Here is a 19,512-nt window from a genome sequence, read left to right as displayed (position 1 = left end):
TCATGTTCGAACTTACTCTCACACCAGGCTCACTTAATTTAAACACACTGAGAAAAATTAATAATTCACCGGTAAAGTTAAGCCTTGCAAAGCATGCTGAATCGCAAATAGCAGCAAGCGCGCAAACCGTTCAAAACGTTATTAATGAGCACCGCACTGTATACGGGATTAACACCGGGTTTGGGTTATTAGCTAATACCAAAATAGTCGACGACGAACTTGAATTATTACAGCGCTCCATTGTGCTTTCACACGCTGCGGGCATTGGCGAATACATGGATGACAGCACAGTAAGGTTAATGATCACCTTAAAAGTAAACTCGCTTTCGCGCGGCTACTCGGGTATACGCCTGCAAGTAATCCAATTTTTTATGCAGCTGCTTAGTAGCGAAGTATATCCGTGCGTGCCTAAAAAGGGCTCTGTGGGGGCATCGGGGGATTTAGCCCCTCTTGCGCATATGTGCCTACCTTTATTAGCTGAAGGTCAAATGCGACATAAAGGAAAAATAATTAGTGCAGCACAAGGGTTAAAAATAGCGGGGCTTGAACCTCTTACCCTTGCAGCTAAAGAAGGCTTAGCATTATTAAATGGCACACAAGCGTCGACTGCGTTTGCACTACAAGGCCTATTTAGAAGCGAGAACTTATATGCACAAAGCTGCGTTATCGGCTCGATAAGCATAGAAGCGGCAATGGGTAGTCGCGCGCCATTTGATGCACGTATTCATGATATTCGTGGTCAGCGCGGACAAATAGACACCGCGCAAGTATTTAGAGAGCTACTCGATACGCACTCTCAAATTAGTGATTCCCACGTAAATTGTGAAAAAGTACAAGATCCATACTGCCTTCGCTGCCAACCTCAAGTGCTAGGTGCTTGCCTAACTCAGATACGCCAAGCCGCAGAAGTATTGTTATGCGAGTCAAACGGTGTAACCGATAATCCTCTAGTTTTTTCCGATGTAGGCGACATAATATCGGGAGGTAACTTTCATGCAGAGCCAGTTGCAATGGCCGCCGATAACTTAGCTATCGCAATTGCCGAAATTGGTGCATTAGCAGAAAGGCGAATTGCATTACTTATCGATTCAAACCTATCCAAATTACCGCCATTTTTAGTTGAAAACGGCGGTGTAAATTCAGGATTTATGATTGCCCAAGTTACCGCAGCAGCGCTTGCGTCAGAAAACAAATCATTAGCGCATCCGGCTTCGGTCGATAGCTTGCCTACATCTGCAAATCAAGAAGATCATGTATCTATGGCAACCTTTGCAGCAAGGCGCTTAGATGAAATGGCCAATAATACCCAAGGCGTTTTGGCAATAGAATGGTTAGCATCGGTTCAAGGGCTAGAATTTAGAAAGCCGCTTGAACCATCACATAAAGTGCAAAGCGCTAAAGCGTTATTACGCGAGCATGTGAGTTATTATGATAAAGACCGCTACTTTGCTCCCGATATCGAAGCTGCTAATACATTACTAAGTGAAGGTAAGCTATGCGACTTCATAGAGAGCAGCCCCCTGCCTTCAGCATATTAAATACCATATTGGTAAGTAAAGCCTAGCGCTTCAATAGCTGAGCCAATAACTTTGCGCTCAGCTTTATCATCACTGGTAAAGCGTGGTAACTCGCCACCATGTTCTGCACACTTCACTGCGTAGTATTCAGCTTTTGTTGGGTGCGCAGGATTAACAACATTATAAATATTTTGCCCTACTTGCCAGTGCTCTATCACCGCAAAAACAGCATTAATTACATCTTGTTGATGCACCATATTTACTACTTGCTCACTTGATGTATTAAGCTCTTTGCCTGCCACAAAACGACCCGGTTCTCTATTAGGCCCTAGTAATCCAGCTAAACGCAGCACTTTCCCGTCTTGCTCAAGTACTTGCTCTTCTGCCTCATAGAGCTTTATTTGGCGCTCGTTTGTGCATGAAATATCGCAACTTTCGCTATATACACCAGGCTCTTGATCGTATACCCCGGTTGATGAGCATAATAAAAAGCCCTTTGCGTTTAACTCCTTTGAGAGCTTAAGCGCTGCGGTGAGTGTTTCAGGATAATTACTTTCACTGTCCCTGCTACGTGGTGGAATAGCACATACCCAATAAGCATTTTGTAAATCAACTTGATGTCTTAATTGCCCATCTTCAAGTGTAAACTGACGCTCAAAATCAAACTCGTGTATATCTGTTCTATGCGTTCCTTGTACTTGCCAATCAGCTTTTTGCGCACTTACGCATAAAGCATGTCCTAACCAACCTGCACCTAATACTACTAATTTATTACTTTTATTTGTCATTTTTGTATAAGCCTTTATTTTAAACGCATAATTAGTTCTTTCTATCTAACTTTATAGAGATTTTAAGTAAGATATGATTAGATATAATTTCATAAATAATAAAAATATGCGCACTCATGCTAAATAATTTATCATTACGGAAGAAAATATTATTATTGATTGGTGGAACAATTACCGTTTTACTAATTATCGCCTCAACATTCTTTGTTAAACACATTGCCAACCTCTCTAGAGAAAACATAGAAAACGAAGCACAAAGTTATCTACAGACCGAGCAACTTTCAATGCAAAGTTACTTTGCAATGTACGGTAAAATGGTATCAACCTTTGTTAATAACCCACATTTAATCAACTTTTTTGAAAATTGGGATACTCGCGATCAAGCACTCGAAAGCGCGCCAGGTTACAACGAAGTAAACCAAGACTTTGTGCGTTTAAGCTCAAACGACGAAAACATTTTATCGGCCTTTTTTGCCTCAGCAACCACCGGTGAATACTTTAAAGAAAATGAACGTACAAGTCACTACAACGGCCAGCCTTATTACGCCTACAAGCGTGGTTGGTGGCAAGAAGCCATGCAAGTTAACAAACTTTATGTAGGTCCAATCTCTGTTGATTTAACCACAGGCGTAGCATCTGCAGTAGTACAACAACCTGTTTATAACGCACAGCGTAAACTCATTGGTATGGGCGGTGTTGATTTACAACTAAACAAAATTAACGACATGGTCGAAAATATTCGCTTTAACGGCCAAGGTTATGGATTTTTACTCGATGGAAATCAAAAAGTAGTTCACTTTTCAAAAGCCACTGGACACAAACTTTCAATTACAGATGAAGGTGCAAACGGTAAAGAAGGACTCGATGCGCTTGAGCAACAATTTACAGATACAGCAGGCTTTAAAGAATTAAATACACAAATGCGAAATAACCTTAAAGGCAGCCAAATGGTTACTTTTAAAGGTGAGCAGTTTTATGTGGTTTACCATCGCTTACAGCTAGATCAGCCTTATATAGATTGGTATGTAGGTCTACTTATTCCTACTAGCATGATTGAAGAGCCCGTAAATGCCGCAGTAACCGCAACAACAACTGCAGTAGTTATTATCTTAATTATTATATTAGCCATGATTTTATGGGCTACCCATATGATTTCAAAACCCATCACAACACTTACGCACATTATGCGTGATATAGCATCGGGTGAAGGCGACCTTACTCAAAAAATTGATATTAATAGCCAAGATGAAGTGGGACAGCTGGCCAATCATATGAACACTTTTATTGATAAATTACGCGCCATGATGCTAGAAACCGCAGCGCAAGCAGAACAGCTAAGTAATGCAGCAGCTCAGCTAAGACATGTTTCTGAGCAAACTAATTCTGAAATTCAGCAAGAGAAGCAGCAAGTTGATAGCGTCAGCGCCGCGGTAACTGAAATGGCGACTACTGTGCTTGAAATATCACGTAATGCACAACATACAAATAATGCAGCTGAAGAAGTTCAGGCAATTACAGCTGAAGGTGCAAGCCGTTCTACACAGGCGCAAAAAGTAATGACTGAACTGGCGTTGCATATTGGCGAAGCATCTAAAGTGGTTGCAGGCCTTGAGCAAGAAAGTAATAATATTGGTGCATTAGTCGATGTAATTAATTCAATAGCCGATCAAACCAACTTACTTGCACTTAATGCGGCTATAGAGGCAGCTCGTGCCGGTGAACACGGTCGAGGCTTTGCCGTTGTTGCTGATGAAGTACGCTCACTAGCAAGTCGCACACAAGAATCAACTGACGATATTCGTAATATGATTTCGCGCTTGCAGCAAATAGCTCAACAGGCCTCAGTGATGATGCAACAAGGACAAGATCAAACCGAGGGCTCAGTACTGCAAACTAAAGAAGTACTTAGCTCACTTCACAATATTGCGCAGTCGGTCACTAAAGTACAAGACCAAAGTCATCAAATAGCAACGTCAACTGAGGAGCAAACAGTCGTTGCTGAAGATATTAATACGAGCCTTTCGGCAATTAATAACTTAGTGAACAGTACCGCTGATCATGCACATACCCTCGCTGACGAAGCTCGTGACTTAAGTGATCTAGCTGCGGCACTTAACAAAACGGTTAACCAATTTAAATTATAAAACACTCATTTAATAGCTGTGTTTAAGCGTCAAACTTAAGCGCAGCTATAACCCTTGTTTTTAATTTATTTAGCACCATATCTTTACAGTTCGCTGCTATTTTTACTGTAATTGAGTAATACAAAGTTATTTTTACGAACCAGATCAAATTTTTCGATTTTATACACAGATCTTTTTATTGAGATAGTTTGTTGTTTGGCAGAGTCTGGTATAGTAGCGCACGTAATAAACAGTGCTTTTTGAGCGGTTTAATACAATATTGCTAATTAATATGTTCTAAGTGTTATTTAAAAGCACATATTAATTACCAATTGTTAAAAATGGGTTAGCCGATACTCGGCTGACAAAGAATACATTGTAACGGTTTTATCATGATATCTAATTTATTTACCAAGCTTTTTGGTAGTCGCAATGACCGCACTATTAAAAACTTAAGAAAGACGGTCGCGCTAATCAATGCGCTAGAAACGCAACTTGAAGCGCTTTCTGATGAAGATTTAAGAGCTAAAACAGCTGAGTTTAGAGAACGTTACGATAACGGACAAGGCCTTGACGATATCCTACCTGAAGCTTTTGCTGTGGTACGTGAAGCGTCAAAGCGTGTAAATGGCATGCGTCATTTCGACGTGCAGTTATTAGGTGGTATGGTTTTACATCAAGGTCGCATTGCAGAAATGCGTACCGGTGAAGGTAAAACACTAACAGCTACCCTACCCGCTTATTTAAACGGCTTAACAGGCAAAGGTGTTCACGTAATTACTGTGAATGACTACCTTGCTAAACGTGATGCTGAAACCAACCGTGCGTTATTTGAATTTTTAGGCCTTACTGTAGGCTGTAACGTACCGGGTATGATGCCACAGCAGAAGAAGCTAGCTTATACTGCTGACATTACGTACGGTACAAATAACGAATTTGGTTTTGACTACCTTCGCGATAATATGGCTTTTAGCATTGATGAACGTGTTCAGCGTCCATTATTTTATGCCGTAGTCGATGAAGTGGATTCAATCTTAATTGATGAAGCGCGTACTCCGCTTATTATTTCAGGCCCAGCTGAGGACAGCTCTGAGCTATACACTGAAATAAATACCATCGTTCCTTTACTTGAACTTCAAGAAAAAGAAGACGAAGAAGGTGTTGAAGGCGACGGCGATTACACTATTGATGAAAAGTCTAAGCAAGTTCATTTAACAGAACGTGGTCAAATTAAAGTAGAAGAGCTACTTACTGAACGCGGCTTAATTGAAGAAGGCGATTCGCTTTACTCAGCAGCAAGCATTACGCTACTAAGTCACGTTTATGCCGCCCTTCGTGCCCACAAGCTATACCAAAAAGATGTTGATTACGTAGTAAAAGAAAACGAAGTAATCATTATCGATGAGCATACTGGTCGTTCAATGGAAGGTCGTCGTTGGTCAGAAGGTTTACACCAAGCTGTTGAAGCTAAAGAAGGTGTAAATATTCAGAACGAAAACCAAACACTTGCATCTATTACGTTCCAAAACTACTTCCGTTTATACGAAACATTAGCAGGTATGACAGGTACTGCCGATACTGAAGCTTTTGAGTTTCAATCTATCTACGGCCTAGATACTGTTGTTATGCCAACTAATAAGCCAATGGTTCGTGATGATCGCGCCGACTTAGTTTACCTAACACAAGAAGAAAAATACGAAGCAATTTTAATTGACATTAAAGACTGTCAAGACCGCGGACAACCGGTACTTGTAGGTACTATTTCAATTGAAAGCTCTGAGTATTTATCGCAGTTTTTACGCAAAGAAAAAATTAAGCACAACGTACTTAATGCCAAATTTCATGCGCAAGAAGCAGATATCGTTTCAGATGCTGGCCTACCAGGTACAGTAACAATTGCAACCAACATGGCCGGTCGTGGTACCGATATCGTGTTAGGTGGTAACTGGAACAGTGAAGTTGAAAAACTTGAAAACCCAACTGCTGAGCAAATTGCTGAAATTAAAGCTGCTTGGAAAATTCGCCATGATGCGGTAATTGATGCTGGCGGTTTACATATCATTGGTACTGAACGTCACGAATCTCGTCGTATAGATAACCAATTACGTGGTCGTTCTGGTCGTCAAGGTGACGCCGGTTCTAGTCGTTTCTACCTATCGATGGACGATGCACTAATGCGTATCTTCGCTGGTGAACGCATGACTAATATGATGCGTAAACTAGGTATGCAACGCGGTGAAGCAATTGAACATCCATGGGTAAACCGTGCGATTGAAAATGCACAGCGTAAAGTAGAAGCACGTAACTTTGATGTTCGTAAGCAATTGCTTGAGTACGATGATGTAGCAAACGATCAACGTCGCGTTGTTTACTCTCAACGTAATGAGCTACTTGAAGAAGGCGATATTTCAGAGACTATCACAGCAATTCGTGGTGATGTTCTTGCTAGTGTAATTGATCAATACATTGCACCACAAAGCCTTGCTGAAATGTGGGATATTCCTGGCCTTGAAGAGCGTTTAAAACAAGACTTCTTACTTGAGTTGCCAATCACTCAGTGGTTAGCAGATGACAATAAACTATACGAAGAAAAACTTCGTGAGCGTATTGAGCAGGCGGTTGAGCAGTCATACAAGCAAAAAGAAGAGCAAGTTGGCGATTCTGTTTTACGTCAATTCGAAAAAGCGATTATGCTACAAAGTCTTGATCAGCATTGGAAAGATCACCTTGCTGCTATGGATCACTTACGTCAAGGTATTCATTTACGTGGTTACGCGCAAAAGAATCCTAAGCAAGAGTATAAGCGTGAATCGTTTGAGCTGTTTTCTGAAATGCTTGAAAACTTGAAAGTAGATGTTGTAAGCATCCTAAGTAAAGTACAAGTACGCGCAGAAGAAGATGTTGAAAAAGTAGAAGAGCAACACCGTAAAAGTGAAAATGCTCCTCGCGAATACCAACATGAAGAAGCTGAGCAAGTAGGTGGCGAAGCGCCAGCACCAGAAACAGCTACTGTAATGGCTCGTACAGAACCAAAAGTAGGTCGTAATGACCCTTGTCCTTGTAAATCAGGTCAAAAATTCAAACAATGTTGCGGTAAATTAAAATAGCCCAGTATTGTTATTAGCTTATTAAAAAGCGGCGCTAGCGTCGCTTTTTTTTATGGAGTTTTAAAGTAATGACTATAGAAATTGTACATGTAGCTGTTGGTGTTATTAAGAAAAATAACGCTATATTCATTTGTAAACGCGCAGATGAACAACATCAAGGCGGTTTATGGGAATTTCCTGGTGGCAAAGTAGAAGCAGGTGAAAGTGTTTTTGTTGCACTTAAACGCGAGCTTATTGAAGAAGTTGGATTAACAATTCACAGCTCTAGCCAACTTATGGTGATTGAACATGACTACGGCGATAAGTGCGTTAAATTAGATGTGCACGTAGTGAGTAACTTTAGCGGTGAAGCACATGGCGCTGAAGGACAACCTAGTGAATGGGTAGCAATTAGTGAATTAGAAAATTATGATTTTCCTGAAGCTAATGCTGAAATTATCGAGAAAATAGTAGCCCGATACGCATAACAAACTAGGTACAAGTGAGCACAATGAACATCTCAATACAAAATAAGCTAAGCGAACAATTAGCATTAAATCCTGAGTTAACTCAAGTTAGTGTGATTGGTAGCGGCCATATAAATAGTACATGGCTACTTACGTGTATTGATAAACAGTTTATTGTGCAAAAACTTAATACTGAGGTATTTAAATACCCTGCTCAGTTAGTAAGTAATGCAAAACTAATTGAGCAGCATTTAAATACCAAACAACTACAAAGCAACTACCCCCTTGAAACAGTTAAGCATATAGCCATACAAAACAACGAACACTTAATAGAAATTGATAGCGCGCATTATCGCGTCCTTAGCTATATTAGTGACAGTTACAGCGAAGACGTTGTTAAAAATGCGCAACAGAGCGAGCAAGCGGCTTACGCCTTTGGCGTATTCGCCCATGCATTACAAGATTTTGATGCACAACAACTACATATTGTAATCCCTGATTTTCATAACTTAGCGATGCGCTTTGAGCAATTAAATACCGCAATCACAAATAACTCTGTAAATAGAGTAAAGCACTGCGCTGACGAAATAGAATATTGCTTATCGCAGCAGCATTTAATTACCGAGCTTAGTAGTATAGCTAAGCAGATACCACTTAGAGTGTGTCATAACGATACAAAAATAAATAATATGCTGTTTTGTAGTGCAACTCACAAAGCAAAAGCAGTGATTGATTTAGATACCTGCATGGCGGGATTTAGGCTTTATGATTTTGGCGACATGGTACGCACTTTCTGCTCCCCCGAAGCCGAGGATTCAACAAACTTACACAACGTTATTATTCGAAAAGATATATTTTCAGCCATTGTTAAAGGCTATGTAACGCCATTAAAAAGTAGCATGAGTACAAAAGAACAAGAAAGCCTGCTGCTAGGCGCTAAAATAATGCCGCTCATGTTAAGTGTGCGCTTTTTAACTGATTACCTAAATAACGATGTGTACTTTAAAGTGGCTCATGCAGAGCATAATTTAGAGCGAGCACAAAACCAACTCGCGCTTTATAAAAACATACTCAGTAACAAAAAATGGATGCACCAATACTTAATGAGCTAAAGCTTATTTAACCTGAACTCTGGTTAAGAGATTTATTAACGTATTGAATCATGGTGATATTTAAATTTATTTTCTCTAGTCAGAGATTTTTAGTGAAAACAAGGCGAATTTACGCGTCAATAGCTGGCCTATTGCAAGTAAATTCAACGCAGTTAGCGCTGAAAATAGCTGCTTGAGGTAGATTTATTATCCATAGTTCAGGTTATTTACAAATTCAAGATACAAAAAAACCAGTAAGCTAAAAACTTACTGGTTTTTTATTAACTTTAAATCAGTCTATTTAGTAAATTACCAAATTTTTACGCGATCTTCTGGTTTGATATACATTTTATCACCTTCTTTTACGTCAAACGCTTCGTAAAACTCAGGCATATTCGACAAGATACCGATTACACGGTAGTGACTTGGTGAATGAGGGTCTGTTAATAAACGATTACGTAACTCTTCATCGCGATAGTTACGACGCCAAATTTGTGACCAACCCATAAAGAAGCGTTGATCGCCTGTGTAACCATCAATCACTGGTGATTTTTTATCACCTAAAGACAGCATATACGCTTTATGCGCAACCGTTAAGCCACCTAAGTCACCAATGTTTTCGCCAAGCGTTAGCTCGCCATTAACACTTGCATCTTCAAACGGTTTATATTCGTTATACTGTGCAACTAAAGCCGCTGTACGCTCTTCAAATTGCTTAAGGTCAGTCTCACTCCACCAGTTACGTAAGTTGCCATCACCGTCGTATTTAGCACCTTGGTCGTCAAAACCATGACCAAGCTCATGCCCAATTACTGCACCAATTGCGCCGTAGTTTACAGCATCATCCGCTTCTAAATTAAAGAATGGCGGTTGTAAAATAGCTGCTGGAAATACAATTTCGTTGTTTACTGGATTGTAATACGCATTTACTGTTTGCGGAGTCATGTGCCACTCAGAGCGATCAACTGGTTTACCCAATTTAGCAATCATGTCTGCGTATGCCCATTCGCTATAACGAATGTAGTTACCTACTAGCTCATCTGAGTTAATATCCAGCTCTGAGTAATCTTTCCACGTGTCTGGGTAACCAATTTTAGGTGTAAATTTGTCTAGTTTTTCTTTCGCTGCAAGCTTTGTTTCAGGGCTCATCCACTCAAGATTTTCAATAGCAACACCGTAACCTTTAATTACGTTATCAACTAATTCTTCCATGCGTGCTTTTGCTTCTGGCGGGAAGTTATCTTTAACGTATACCTTACCTAATATTTCACCAAGTACACTGTTAGATGCATCAACCGCTTGCTTCCAAAGAGGTGCTTGTTCTTCTACGCCACGAAGTGTTGTGCTGTAAAAGTCAAAGTTAAGGTTAACTAAATCTTCACTAAGTAGCTCTGCATAACCACTTACAAAATGAAATTTCAAGTAGTTTTTCCACGTCGCTAAATCAGTGTCTTTGTAAATAGTAGCAAGTGCTTCTAAGTAGCTTGGTTGACGTACAATAATGTCACTTGCACTCACGCCTGCATCTTTAAAGAATGCAGCTAAATCAAGGTCACCCATCAACTTGCTTGCATCTGCTACTGTCATCTTGTTATAAGATTTAGTTGCATCACGGCTTTGCACACGGCTCCACTGAGCATCAGCTAGTGTTTTTTCAAATGCAAGTACGCTCTTAGCAGCTTCTGCTGCATTTTTAACGCCTGACTTAGCTAAAACATCAGTGATGTATTGCTCGTAAGAAGCGCGAATTTTAGTGAATTTTTCGTCATCTTTTAAGTAATAGTCACGATCTGGTAAACCAAGACCCGACTGAGATAAATACAATGCATACTCGCTTGAGTTTTTAGCATCGTTATTTACAAACCAACCAAACGGTAAAGTACCGCCTTGTTTTTGAATTTTAGCCATTAAACCCACTAAATCAGCTTTAGATTTAACGCTATCAATTGTATCTAATGACGGTTGTAATGGCGTAATACCTAGCTCATTACGCGCATCTTTATTCATATAGCTTTTATAAAATGCGCCAATTTTATACTCATCGCTGCCTTTTTTAGCGGCCTTATTCGCGGCTGCGTTTTCAAGGGCAATTTTCATCGCTTTTTGTGACTCATCATATAGCTGCGAAAAAGAACCGTAGTTAGACTTATCACCTGGTATTTCAGTTTTAGCTAACCACTGACCATTTACATGGTAATAAAAATCGTCTTGTGCGCGTACTGAACTATCCATATTAGCTAGTTCAATACCAAGCTCTAGTGGTTTTTCAGCGGGTGCTGTTACTACTGGAGTGTCGGTTACTTTAGTTTCTTGTTGTTTTTCACCACAACCTACCAAGCCAAGCGCAAGTGCGATACTTGCAGCAGCCATTGTTACTTTATTCATAATTATTCCGTTTGTTAGTTAGAATTGAATCATACCAATCTGCTTATATATGGGGTCTATTTAACGTTAAGAAAATTACGCTAGAACCAGGCAAAAGTTTTTGTATCTAGTTGCTCTAAATAAAAATTTTTTAACGACGTTATAGTGCAATTTAATTCGTTAAATTGATCAAAGACTTATGCAGGTTGGTATCACATACCAACTCCATTAAATTCTTGAATATAGCAGGAGTAAAAATAGCACTGCCTACACGCTTTTACTTAATGGAATGGGTATCAAAGAGCTTTCGATCAATATAAAGCCCACGCAGTATCATAAACCTCATTAAGCCAACAATAAAATGGAATATGTAACAAAGTATTTTGAATGCGGTGAGCTGCCAAATTAGCCCCACCAATAACAAGATGGTGGGTAGTTAAGACTTACTTTTATTTTTTCCGTGAAGCGCTAAACGCTCTAGTTTTTCTTTTAAAGAAGGGGGTGCAGAAGATGCTATCGCGTTTAAGTAATCCGCTGTTTGCTCACTCATTTTACGTGAGTTGGTAACTGCAGGACTGCCCGACTTATTCGCTGTACTTAATCTCTGAGTTGCTTGAGGATTTGCAGTTATTTTTATTTGCCCGAGCTCTGCCATTCCGGCAGCTCTAAAATGTGAAAGCATATCCATTTTCAAATAATTAAGTCTAAGCGCGATAGGTGCAGATACAGCCTCTATCATTAGCGTGCCGTCTCGGTAATTACTGACTCGGCATTTATCACCCAACTTAGGACCCAAAAAATCTTTTAATAGGGTTTGCTGTGTATCAAGTGCTTGGCTTTTGCCTGCATAAGCTGATAAACGATTATTTAACCCCGCCATAATATCGGTTAGCGGTTTTGGTGCATATCTATCTTTAGCCATTTTACACCTCGTAAAAGCTCACTTAGACCCAGAGATAATACTCTAGGTCTAAGTATACACTGCGTATTAATACTACGCGCCGGCTATTTGCATTTGCTCTATTAATACTGAGCCAGTTTGAATACCACCACGGCGTTCGATGTCACCACCAATAGCAGATATGCCTTTAAACATATCTTTTAAATTACCAGCAATGGTAATTTCGCTTACAGGATATTGGATTTCACCATTTTCAACCCAAAAACCAGCAGCACCACGAGAGTAATCACCCGTTACGGTATTTACGCCCTGCCCCATTAGCTCTGTAACTAATAAGCCGGTGCCCATCGTTTTTAATAGTGCAGTTAAATCGTTATGAGTTTGCTCAACAAGCCAGTTATGTATACCGCCAGCATGCCCTGTTGGGGTCATATTCATTTTACGCGCGGCATAACTTGCTAATAAATAAGTTTGTAGCTCGCCGCCTTGAATAATTTCCCTATCGAATGTTTTAACGCCTTCGCTATCAAACGGTGACGACGCCAACCCTTTTAAAATATGTGGGCGCTCGGCAATATTCACACAATTACTAAATACTTGTGTGCCTAAGCTATCAAGTAAAAAACTTGATTTACGATAAAGCGCACCACCACCAATTGCCGACACTAAGTGACCAAATAATGAATTTGCAATATCGGCTCTAAAAATAACAGGCACTTTCATTGTGCCTAACTTTTGGCTATTTAATTTAGCCAATGTTTCAGCTGCTGCTTCAAGCCCAACTGCCGCTGCGTCATTTAAACCCGCTTGGTCGCGGGCAACAGTATAAGCAGAGTCGCGTTGCATCTGCTCGCCATCTTGACCAATTACCATAGTACTAATGCTATGACGAGTGCGTGGAAAGCCAGTTATCAAACCATGGCTGTTACCATAAACACGTAATCCTTGGTGAGATGAAAAACTCGCACCATCAGAGTTAACAATGCGCTCATCTGCGTTTAATGCAGCTTGCTCAGCAGCATGACAAAGCTCAATACCTTCTTCAGGGCTTACATCCCAAGGATGGTATAAATCTAAATCTTTAGGATTAAATTCAAGCAATTCTTTATCAGCAACGCCGTTAAATGGGTCATCCGATGTAAATTTGGCTATATCAATCGCTTTTTCGACTACCATGCGCAATGTTTTTGGATTTAAATCAGCTGTCGATGCTGAGCCTTTATTATTACCAACATATACACTAATGCCTAAGCCGCCGTCTTGGTTAAACTCAATGGTTTCTACTTCACCCATTCGTGTACTAACCGATAAACCAGACGTGCTAGACATAGCCGCTTCTGCAGCTGTTGCGCCTAATTTTTTGGCATGTTCGAGTACTTCTGCTACCGCATCTTTAACTTGCGATATTTGAGAATAAATTGGATCGTTTTGTTGGCTTTTCATAAATTAAGTCCTGAGCCTTAGAGGCATAATGCACGCATTTCTTATATTTAAATGCTAACACACTCAATGCATCACATCAGCTAATATTCCTAAGTATCATATTCATGTATAATGGCAAAAGTTATTTTTATTTAAGAGCACCCCATGGCAAAGAAAAAAGGCAAGCCTGCTGAAATTGAAGAAGAAATTGAATATGTATCAAGAACGGAGCTTAAGCGCGAAGCGCAAGAGTTTCATCAGTTAGGTACTGAAATTGCCAAAATGGGTAAAAAACAGCGCGAACGCCTGCCATTAAATGACGATTTAAAAGCGGCAATGGTTGTTGCTGATAAAATAAGTAATAAAAGTGACGCGTACCGCCGTCACTTAAACTACATCGCTAAAACGTTGCGTACTGTAGAAAACATTGACGCTATTAGAGCGATTATCGATGTAATGCTTAATAAAAATAACCAAGCTGAAGTATTGGTCAAAAAAATTGAGCAATTACGTTCAGACCTAATTGAACAAGGTGATGACCTTATCAATGAGACTATTGAACAGTTTCCGTCTCTTGATCGTCAGCAAATGCGTCAATTGGTTCGTAATGCGGCAAAAGAAGCGAAAGCTGAAAAGCCGGGTAAAGGTTATAAAGAGTTATTTCAATATCTCAAAGATGCCCATACTGTTACGTATTAATTAGACCGCATTAATTGATATTTTATTAAAAAAGGTGCTTCGGCACCTTTTTTGTTATAGATCAAACCGCCTCACTGCGTACTTTTTTATAATCACCCCCTAAATAAATACTTAGGTGCGCGTGATGATTAAACTTCCACAATGGGATCAAACCCTAATAAACAAATATAATGTGTCTGGCCCGCGTTATACCTCGTATCCCACAGCTCTATCACTGCGTGATGGATATCAACAACAAGACCTACTTAGCGCTGTAGAATCATCAACGAGCCGTTCACTTTCTCTATATATTCATATCCCGTTTTGTAGTCAGCTTTGCTACTACTGTGGCTGTAATAAAATAATTACCCGCCATCAATCTAAGGCAGATACGTATCTCGACTTTTTAGCAAAAGAAATTACTGCCCAAGCGCCTTTATTTAAAAGCTACACGGTTGAGCAATTACATTTAGGTGGCGGTACTCCCACCTTTTTAACCGCAAAACAAATGACTCGTCTAATTAAGCTTTTAGAGCAGCACTTTAATTTTACAAGCACAACAGAGCGCGGCATTGAAATAGACCCACGCTCACTTGCCGATAATATGCTCGTTGATTTAAGGATGCTTGGCTTTAACCGTGTCTCATTTGGGATTCAAGACTTTAACGACGACGTGCAACTTGCTGTTAATCGCCCGCAAAATGCAGATACGGTCAAGCAATTAATTACACAAGCTCGCGAGCTGGGATTTCAATCTATTAATGCAGATATGATTTACGGGCTTCCTCTGCAAACGCCAGAGAGCTTTAAGCAAACTATAGAGCAACTTATTGAGTTAAGCCCTGACCGAGTATCGGTGTTTAACTACGCGCATTTACCAGAGCGCTTTGCCGCACAGCGTAAGATTAAAGATGCAGATTTACCCAGTGCACATAATAAACTCACTATGTTTAAAAACACGCTGGAGCAGATGACGCAAGCAGGCTATCAATTTATTGGTATGGACCACTTTGCAAAAACCGATAACGAACTAGCTATTGCGCAAAATGAAGGCAAGTTACATCGTAATTTTCAAGGTTATACAACCCATGGAAATTGTGATTTATTAGGCTTAGGCGTGTCATCAATTTCGCAAATTGACAGTGCCATTTTACAAAATCAAAAAGAATTAAAACATTATTACCACAGCATCGAAACACAAATCGGCTGTGCTCTTAATAAAGGTATGCACTTAACGCATGATGATGTAATTCGTGCTGATGCAATTAAGCAGCTCATTTGCCAGTTTGAATTAGATATACAAGACTTTAGCGAAAAGCATGCGCTTATATTTAATGACTACTTTGAGGATGCGTTAATTGCGCTTACGCCACTTATAAAAGATGAACTAGTCACTATAAATGATAATAAAATTAGCGTAACGCCACGCGGCAACTTATTCATTCGTATTATTTGCATGTGCTTTGACGCTCATTTACAAAAACAAATAAATGCGACGCGTTTTTCGCGAGTGATTTAGCAGATCACTAATTTAATGCAATTAGTATGAAAATTTTTACGCATAAAAAAAGCAGACCAAGGTCTGCTTTTTTTGAGTACTCGAAAAACTAAAGCTAGTTAAAAACCACTTTATCGCTGCCAGGAGCGGCTTTAAACTCGATGATAATTTTAGCGCAATCGGCTTTAACTTCATCTTTAAGTGTTTCTTCAGCTTGCCAGCGAGCTTTATCTAGCTTAAAAATTTCTTTTTTAGCATATTTTTTACGTGCATCGTGTGTCGGCATTTCTTTAACTACCTGGTACATTTTATAAATGCCAGGATATTGTGTCGTTAAATCACGCTCGCTCTCAAAGCCATATTGAGACATAAGTACCCAAATACGTAAACAGCCTTCAGAAAACTCACACTGCTCTTCATTCATTGCACGCGCAATTAAATGAATACTATCGGCTAGTTTGGCATTTCGCTTTAAACGCGACTTCTCAAGCTTTTGCTTTTGTTCAGCCTGCGTTTTAGCAATTAACTTTTTTTGCGCATTTAACTTATACAGCAACTGACCCGCATAAAATGCCAGACCAACTATTATAGCAGCGCCTAAAAGTAAGGCTAAAATTACCGCGGTACTCATTATTTATCCTTACTATTTGTCGTCTTCATCTAACCATTCGTTGGCTAAATCGTCAGATAAGTATTGATCGAAATCAGAATTGCCTTTGCTTTCAATATCATCTTCAAGGTCATCTTCAAATTCGTCTTCATCCTCGTCTTCAATACCAAGAATTTCACATAACGCCTGATGGCGAGCAATACGGCTATTAAAGTACTTAGCATCTTTACCAGTTAGCATTTCACCTTCTTCATGACGCTCTACTAGTTTAAGTAAACGCTCGTCATTCTCAAGTGCTTCTAGCTCTTGTTCAGGTGTAAATTCAGGCTCGATTACCTTTTTCAGCTCAATAGTTGGCTTTAAGTTGCGTTTCATTTCAACTTTAGGCTCAGGCGCAGTTGCAATTAATGGTACCGGCTTTTTACTGCCTACACGCTTATCTTTCGGCGCGTGACCAGCATTATGGCTTTCGCTATCTAGTAAATCTGGCGCGTTACGAGAACCTGGCTTAGCACCTTTGGTTTTTTTAACTCGCTGCTCTTTTAATGCGCGCATTTCTTTAAGCTTATCTTGGCTTAAACGAACAGGTCCGTTTGCTGGGCTTTTGCGTGACTTTTTAGTTCTACTCATATCTTGATCATCTCACTTAAGAGGTTTTGAGCGAAGCGCAAATTAATGGGCATCGCAGTGCTGGCCTAGCCAGAAGAATTCAGTTTGCGCTTAGAGGTTGGGTCTCTCATTTAAAAGCGCCTTAGCTAATTAATCGCTAATTTTAAACGGTGGGTATTGTAACAGGACAAATAAAAAGGCGGTAGAGAAAACATCTCTACCGCCTGCTAATCTGAGCGCCATTATCTGGACACTTCTCCCTTCGACTTTTTTTAGTCTTTATTATTTTTATTATTATCAGTCCGTATTGTTATTATTTTTACGTTCCTTGTTACATTCCATTTTGTTTTTATTATTAAACTTCCATGAGTTTTTTATTATTTTCGGTCATCCTGACACTTTTTTATTATTTCCTTTAGTAGCACTAATCTTATGCTATGTAGTCATGCCGCGTTACTTTCCTTGATAGTTATTTCCGTTTTGTTATTGTTGTTTTGCGACAGTGGTTAATTTACTCGTTAATGATTTTGTTACAACTGGTTTATATAACTTTTATTATCTTTATTACATTGAGATATAAAAATAAACATAAATTACAATAAGTTAATCAATAATCAAAAATAAAAAGAAGACTTTTCTTACAACCAGACATGGTCAATGTCTTACATTAAAACGGACGATATCGTTAATTTTTGACACAAAAAAAGCAGCCTAGGCTGCTTTTTTTAACACATTGTAGTTTATTTATTATTAACTGCTAAATAAATACGACTTTAGTGTAAGCCACCTAAATACTGAGAAAGTACTTCGATGTCTTTATCTGTTAATTTTTTTGCAATATCGCCCATCATGCCATTTAAGTCATTATGACGAGTACCATCACGGAATTTTTCAAGTTGAGCCTTGATATATCCTGGATGCTGAAAAGAAATTTTTGGAAACTTAGCAAGTGACGAGCCATTACCACGTGGGCCATGACATGCTGCACATGATGGAATTCCACGTTCTGCATCGCCTGCTTTAAAAAGCATCTCGCCAACTTCAACAACATCTTTAGGTGTAGCACCTTCAGTCATGTTCATTGAAGAAAAATAAGCAGCTAGATCTTTCATGTCTTGCTCGCTAAGTGGCATAGCCATAGCGCTCATTACTGGATCCATACGCCCTTCTTTGCCGCCTGACGTCATACCTAATTTTAAATCCTGAAGTTGCTTAAGGATATAATCTGGATGTTGACCTGCAATTTTAGGGTAAATATTAACCGGCGCATTACCGTCTGGGCCGTGACAAGCCGCACACGTTGCTGATTTTTCTTTACCTGCGTTTACATCGCCATCAAATGCTGTTGCGTTGCTTGCTGACAACGCACCAAGCAATATTGTTAAAGATAGTGCTATTTTTTTCATGGTGAATTCTCTGTTTCCGACCCTGTATCATCTACAATCGTGATGTTGTAATACATATATTCTACACGATAATAAATTCTCTGGCACGTTTTCTACACATATTAAGCTTATAATTTACAGGGTTTTGACTTAGATTAAGCTTTAACATGTTTTAAATGTACCATAGGTGCTGTTTTTAGGTGGTTAAATACGCTTTTTAATACATCCTTTATAGTATAAAATACGCGCCCTGAGTGAATTTGGTTTACTCAACGTTATTTATTTAAGTTTTAGGAGAGCCTGTGCTCAAATCTCGTATCAAATATAATACTGCGTCTTTCGTAACAAGCGCTCCCGACATTACTAAATTACCTGCTGATACGGGAATTGAAGTTGCGTTTGCCGGTCGCTCCAACGCAGGTAAGTCGAGTGCATTAAATGCATTAACCGATCAGAAGCTAGCACGTACAAGTAAAACACCTGGACGTACTCAGCTAATCAATACATTCGATTTAGCTGATGTTGACGATATGCGCCTTATCGATTTACCAGGCTATGGTTTTGCTAAAGTACCAATCGAAATGAAAAAGAAATGGCAAAAATCGCTAGGCGAATACCTACAAAAGCGTCAAAGCCTAAAAGGTATTGTTATTTTAATGGATATTCGTCATCCATTAAAAGATTTAGACCGCGATTTAATTAATTGGGCTATTGGTAGTGAAATTCCAGTATTGGCACTATTAACTAAAGCCGATAAATTAAAGCAAGGCCCTCGTAAATCACAAGTACTGCAAGTTCGTCGTGAATTAAGCACGCTTGATGGGGATATTACAGTTCATGCATTTTCATCATTAAAAGGCACGGGTTTACCAGAAGTAGCTAAAAAACTAGATGAATGGTTTTTAGGTCCTGTTATTGCTGTACCACCTACCGATGAAACAATCACAGACGAAACTAACCCAGAGGCTTAAAC

15 protein-coding genes are annotated in these 19,512 nt (G+C 39.4%); 8 read left to right on the top strand and 7 right to left on the bottom strand.

Annotated elements, in window-relative coordinates:
* The first annotated feature begins 2 nt into the window (after nt 1-2).
* On the top strand, nt 3-1,538 hold the full coding sequence (gene hutH, locus GQR52_RS08130; protein WP_165728101.1) for a histidine ammonia-lyase: 1,536 nt from the start codon (nt 3-5) through the stop codon (nt 1,536-1,538).
* On the opposite strand, the gene GQR52_RS08125 is transcribed toward hutH, so the two are convergent.
* Nucleotides 1,535-2,305 (bottom strand): NADP-binding protein, encoded by a 771-nt coding sequence (locus GQR52_RS08125; RefSeq protein ID WP_165728100.1) that lies wholly within the window; start codon nt 2,303-2,305, stop codon nt 1,535-1,537. The genes hutH and GQR52_RS08125 overlap by 4 nt on opposite strands.
* A gap of 116 nt (nt 2,306-2,421) precedes the next feature.
* Between GQR52_RS08125 and GQR52_RS08120 the strand changes: the two genes are divergently transcribed.
* The 4 genes from GQR52_RS08120 (at nt 2,422) to GQR52_RS08105 (ending at nt 9,093) form a co-directional block, all read left to right on the top strand.
* Nucleotides 2,422-4,449: a methyl-accepting chemotaxis protein gene (locus tag GQR52_RS08120; protein ID WP_165728099.1), complete on the top strand. Its 2,028-nt coding sequence runs from the start codon at nt 2,422-2,424 to the stop codon at nt 4,447-4,449.
* 371 nt (nt 4,450-4,820) lie between these two features.
* Nucleotides 4,821-7,535, top strand: a complete 2,715-nt coding sequence (secA, locus tag GQR52_RS08115; protein WP_007582061.1) for a preprotein translocase subunit SecA — start codon at nt 4,821-4,823, stop codon at nt 7,533-7,535.
* A gap of 68 nt (nt 7,536-7,603) precedes the next feature.
* Nucleotides 7,604-8,002 (top strand): 8-oxo-dGTP diphosphatase MutT, encoded by a 399-nt coding sequence (mutT, locus tag GQR52_RS08110; RefSeq protein ID WP_007582062.1) that lies wholly within the window; start codon nt 7,604-7,606, stop codon nt 8,000-8,002.
* Between the two features lie 23 nt (nt 8,003-8,025).
* Nucleotides 8,026-9,093, top strand: a complete 1,068-nt coding sequence (locus tag GQR52_RS08105; RefSeq protein WP_165728098.1) for an aminoglycoside phosphotransferase family protein — start codon at nt 8,026-8,028, stop codon at nt 9,091-9,093.
* A 288-nt stretch (nt 9,094-9,381) separates the two neighbouring features.
* Here GQR52_RS08105 and GQR52_RS08100 read toward each other — a convergent pair whose 3' ends face one another.
* The 3 genes from GQR52_RS08100 to pmbA form a co-directional block, all read right to left on the bottom strand.
* Nucleotides 9,382-11,457 (bottom strand): M13 family metallopeptidase, encoded by a 2,076-nt coding sequence (locus GQR52_RS08100; protein WP_165728097.1) that lies wholly within the window; start codon nt 11,455-11,457, stop codon nt 9,382-9,384.
* 415 nt (nt 11,458-11,872) lie between these two features.
* Nucleotides 11,873-12,358: a DUF721 domain-containing protein gene (locus GQR52_RS08095; protein WP_024589904.1), complete on the bottom strand. Its 486-nt coding sequence runs from the start codon at nt 12,356-12,358 to the stop codon at nt 11,873-11,875.
* 72 nt (nt 12,359-12,430) lie between these two features.
* Nucleotides 12,431-13,780, bottom strand: coding sequence for a metalloprotease PmbA (gene pmbA, locus GQR52_RS08090; protein ID WP_007582066.1), 1,350 nt, complete (start codon nt 13,778-13,780; stop codon nt 12,431-12,433).
* Nucleotides 13,781-13,924: 144 nt separating this feature from the next.
* Here pmbA and yjgA point away from each other — a divergent pair, with 144 nt between their 5' ends.
* Entirely contained in the window at nt 13,925-14,458 is a 534-nt protein-coding gene (yjgA, locus tag GQR52_RS08085; protein ID WP_007582068.1) for a ribosome biogenesis factor YjgA, read from the top strand.
* A 124-nt stretch (nt 14,459-14,582) separates the two neighbouring features.
* Complete coding sequence (gene hemN, locus GQR52_RS08080) at nt 14,583-15,956, top strand: oxygen-independent coproporphyrinogen III oxidase (RefSeq protein WP_165728096.1); 1,374 nt, start codon at nt 14,583-14,585, stop codon at nt 15,954-15,956.
* Between the two features lie 94 nt (nt 15,957-16,050).
* On the opposite strand, the gene GQR52_RS08075 is transcribed toward hemN, so the two are convergent.
* From GQR52_RS08075 to GQR52_RS08065, 3 genes are all read right to left on the bottom strand, one after another.
* Nucleotides 16,051-16,566, bottom strand: a complete 516-nt coding sequence (locus GQR52_RS08075; RefSeq protein WP_010553820.1) for a DUF2489 domain-containing protein — start codon at nt 16,564-16,566, stop codon at nt 16,051-16,053.
* 12 nt (nt 16,567-16,578) lie between these two features.
* Nucleotides 16,579-17,175 (bottom strand): Der GTPase-activating protein YihI, encoded by a 597-nt coding sequence (gene yihI, locus GQR52_RS08070; protein ID WP_007582074.1) that lies wholly within the window; start codon nt 17,173-17,175, stop codon nt 16,579-16,581.
* Between the two features lie 752 nt (nt 17,176-17,927).
* Entirely contained in the window at nt 17,928-18,560 is a 633-nt protein-coding gene (locus GQR52_RS08065) for a c-type cytochrome (protein WP_007582080.1), read from the bottom strand.
* A 281-nt stretch (nt 18,561-18,841) separates the two neighbouring features.
* Between GQR52_RS08065 and yihA the strand changes: the two genes are divergently transcribed.
* Complete coding sequence (yihA, locus tag GQR52_RS08060) at nt 18,842-19,510, top strand: ribosome biogenesis GTP-binding protein YihA/YsxC (protein WP_007377272.1); 669 nt, start codon at nt 18,842-18,844, stop codon at nt 19,508-19,510.
* Nucleotides 19,511-19,512: the final 2 nt, after the last annotated feature.

Source organism: Pseudoalteromonas sp. 31A1, assembly GCF_011378815.1.
Taxonomy (GTDB): Bacteria; Pseudomonadota; Gammaproteobacteria; order Enterobacterales; family Alteromonadaceae; genus Pseudoalteromonas; species Pseudoalteromonas arctica.
This window is presented reverse-complemented; position numbering and strand designations above follow the sequence as displayed.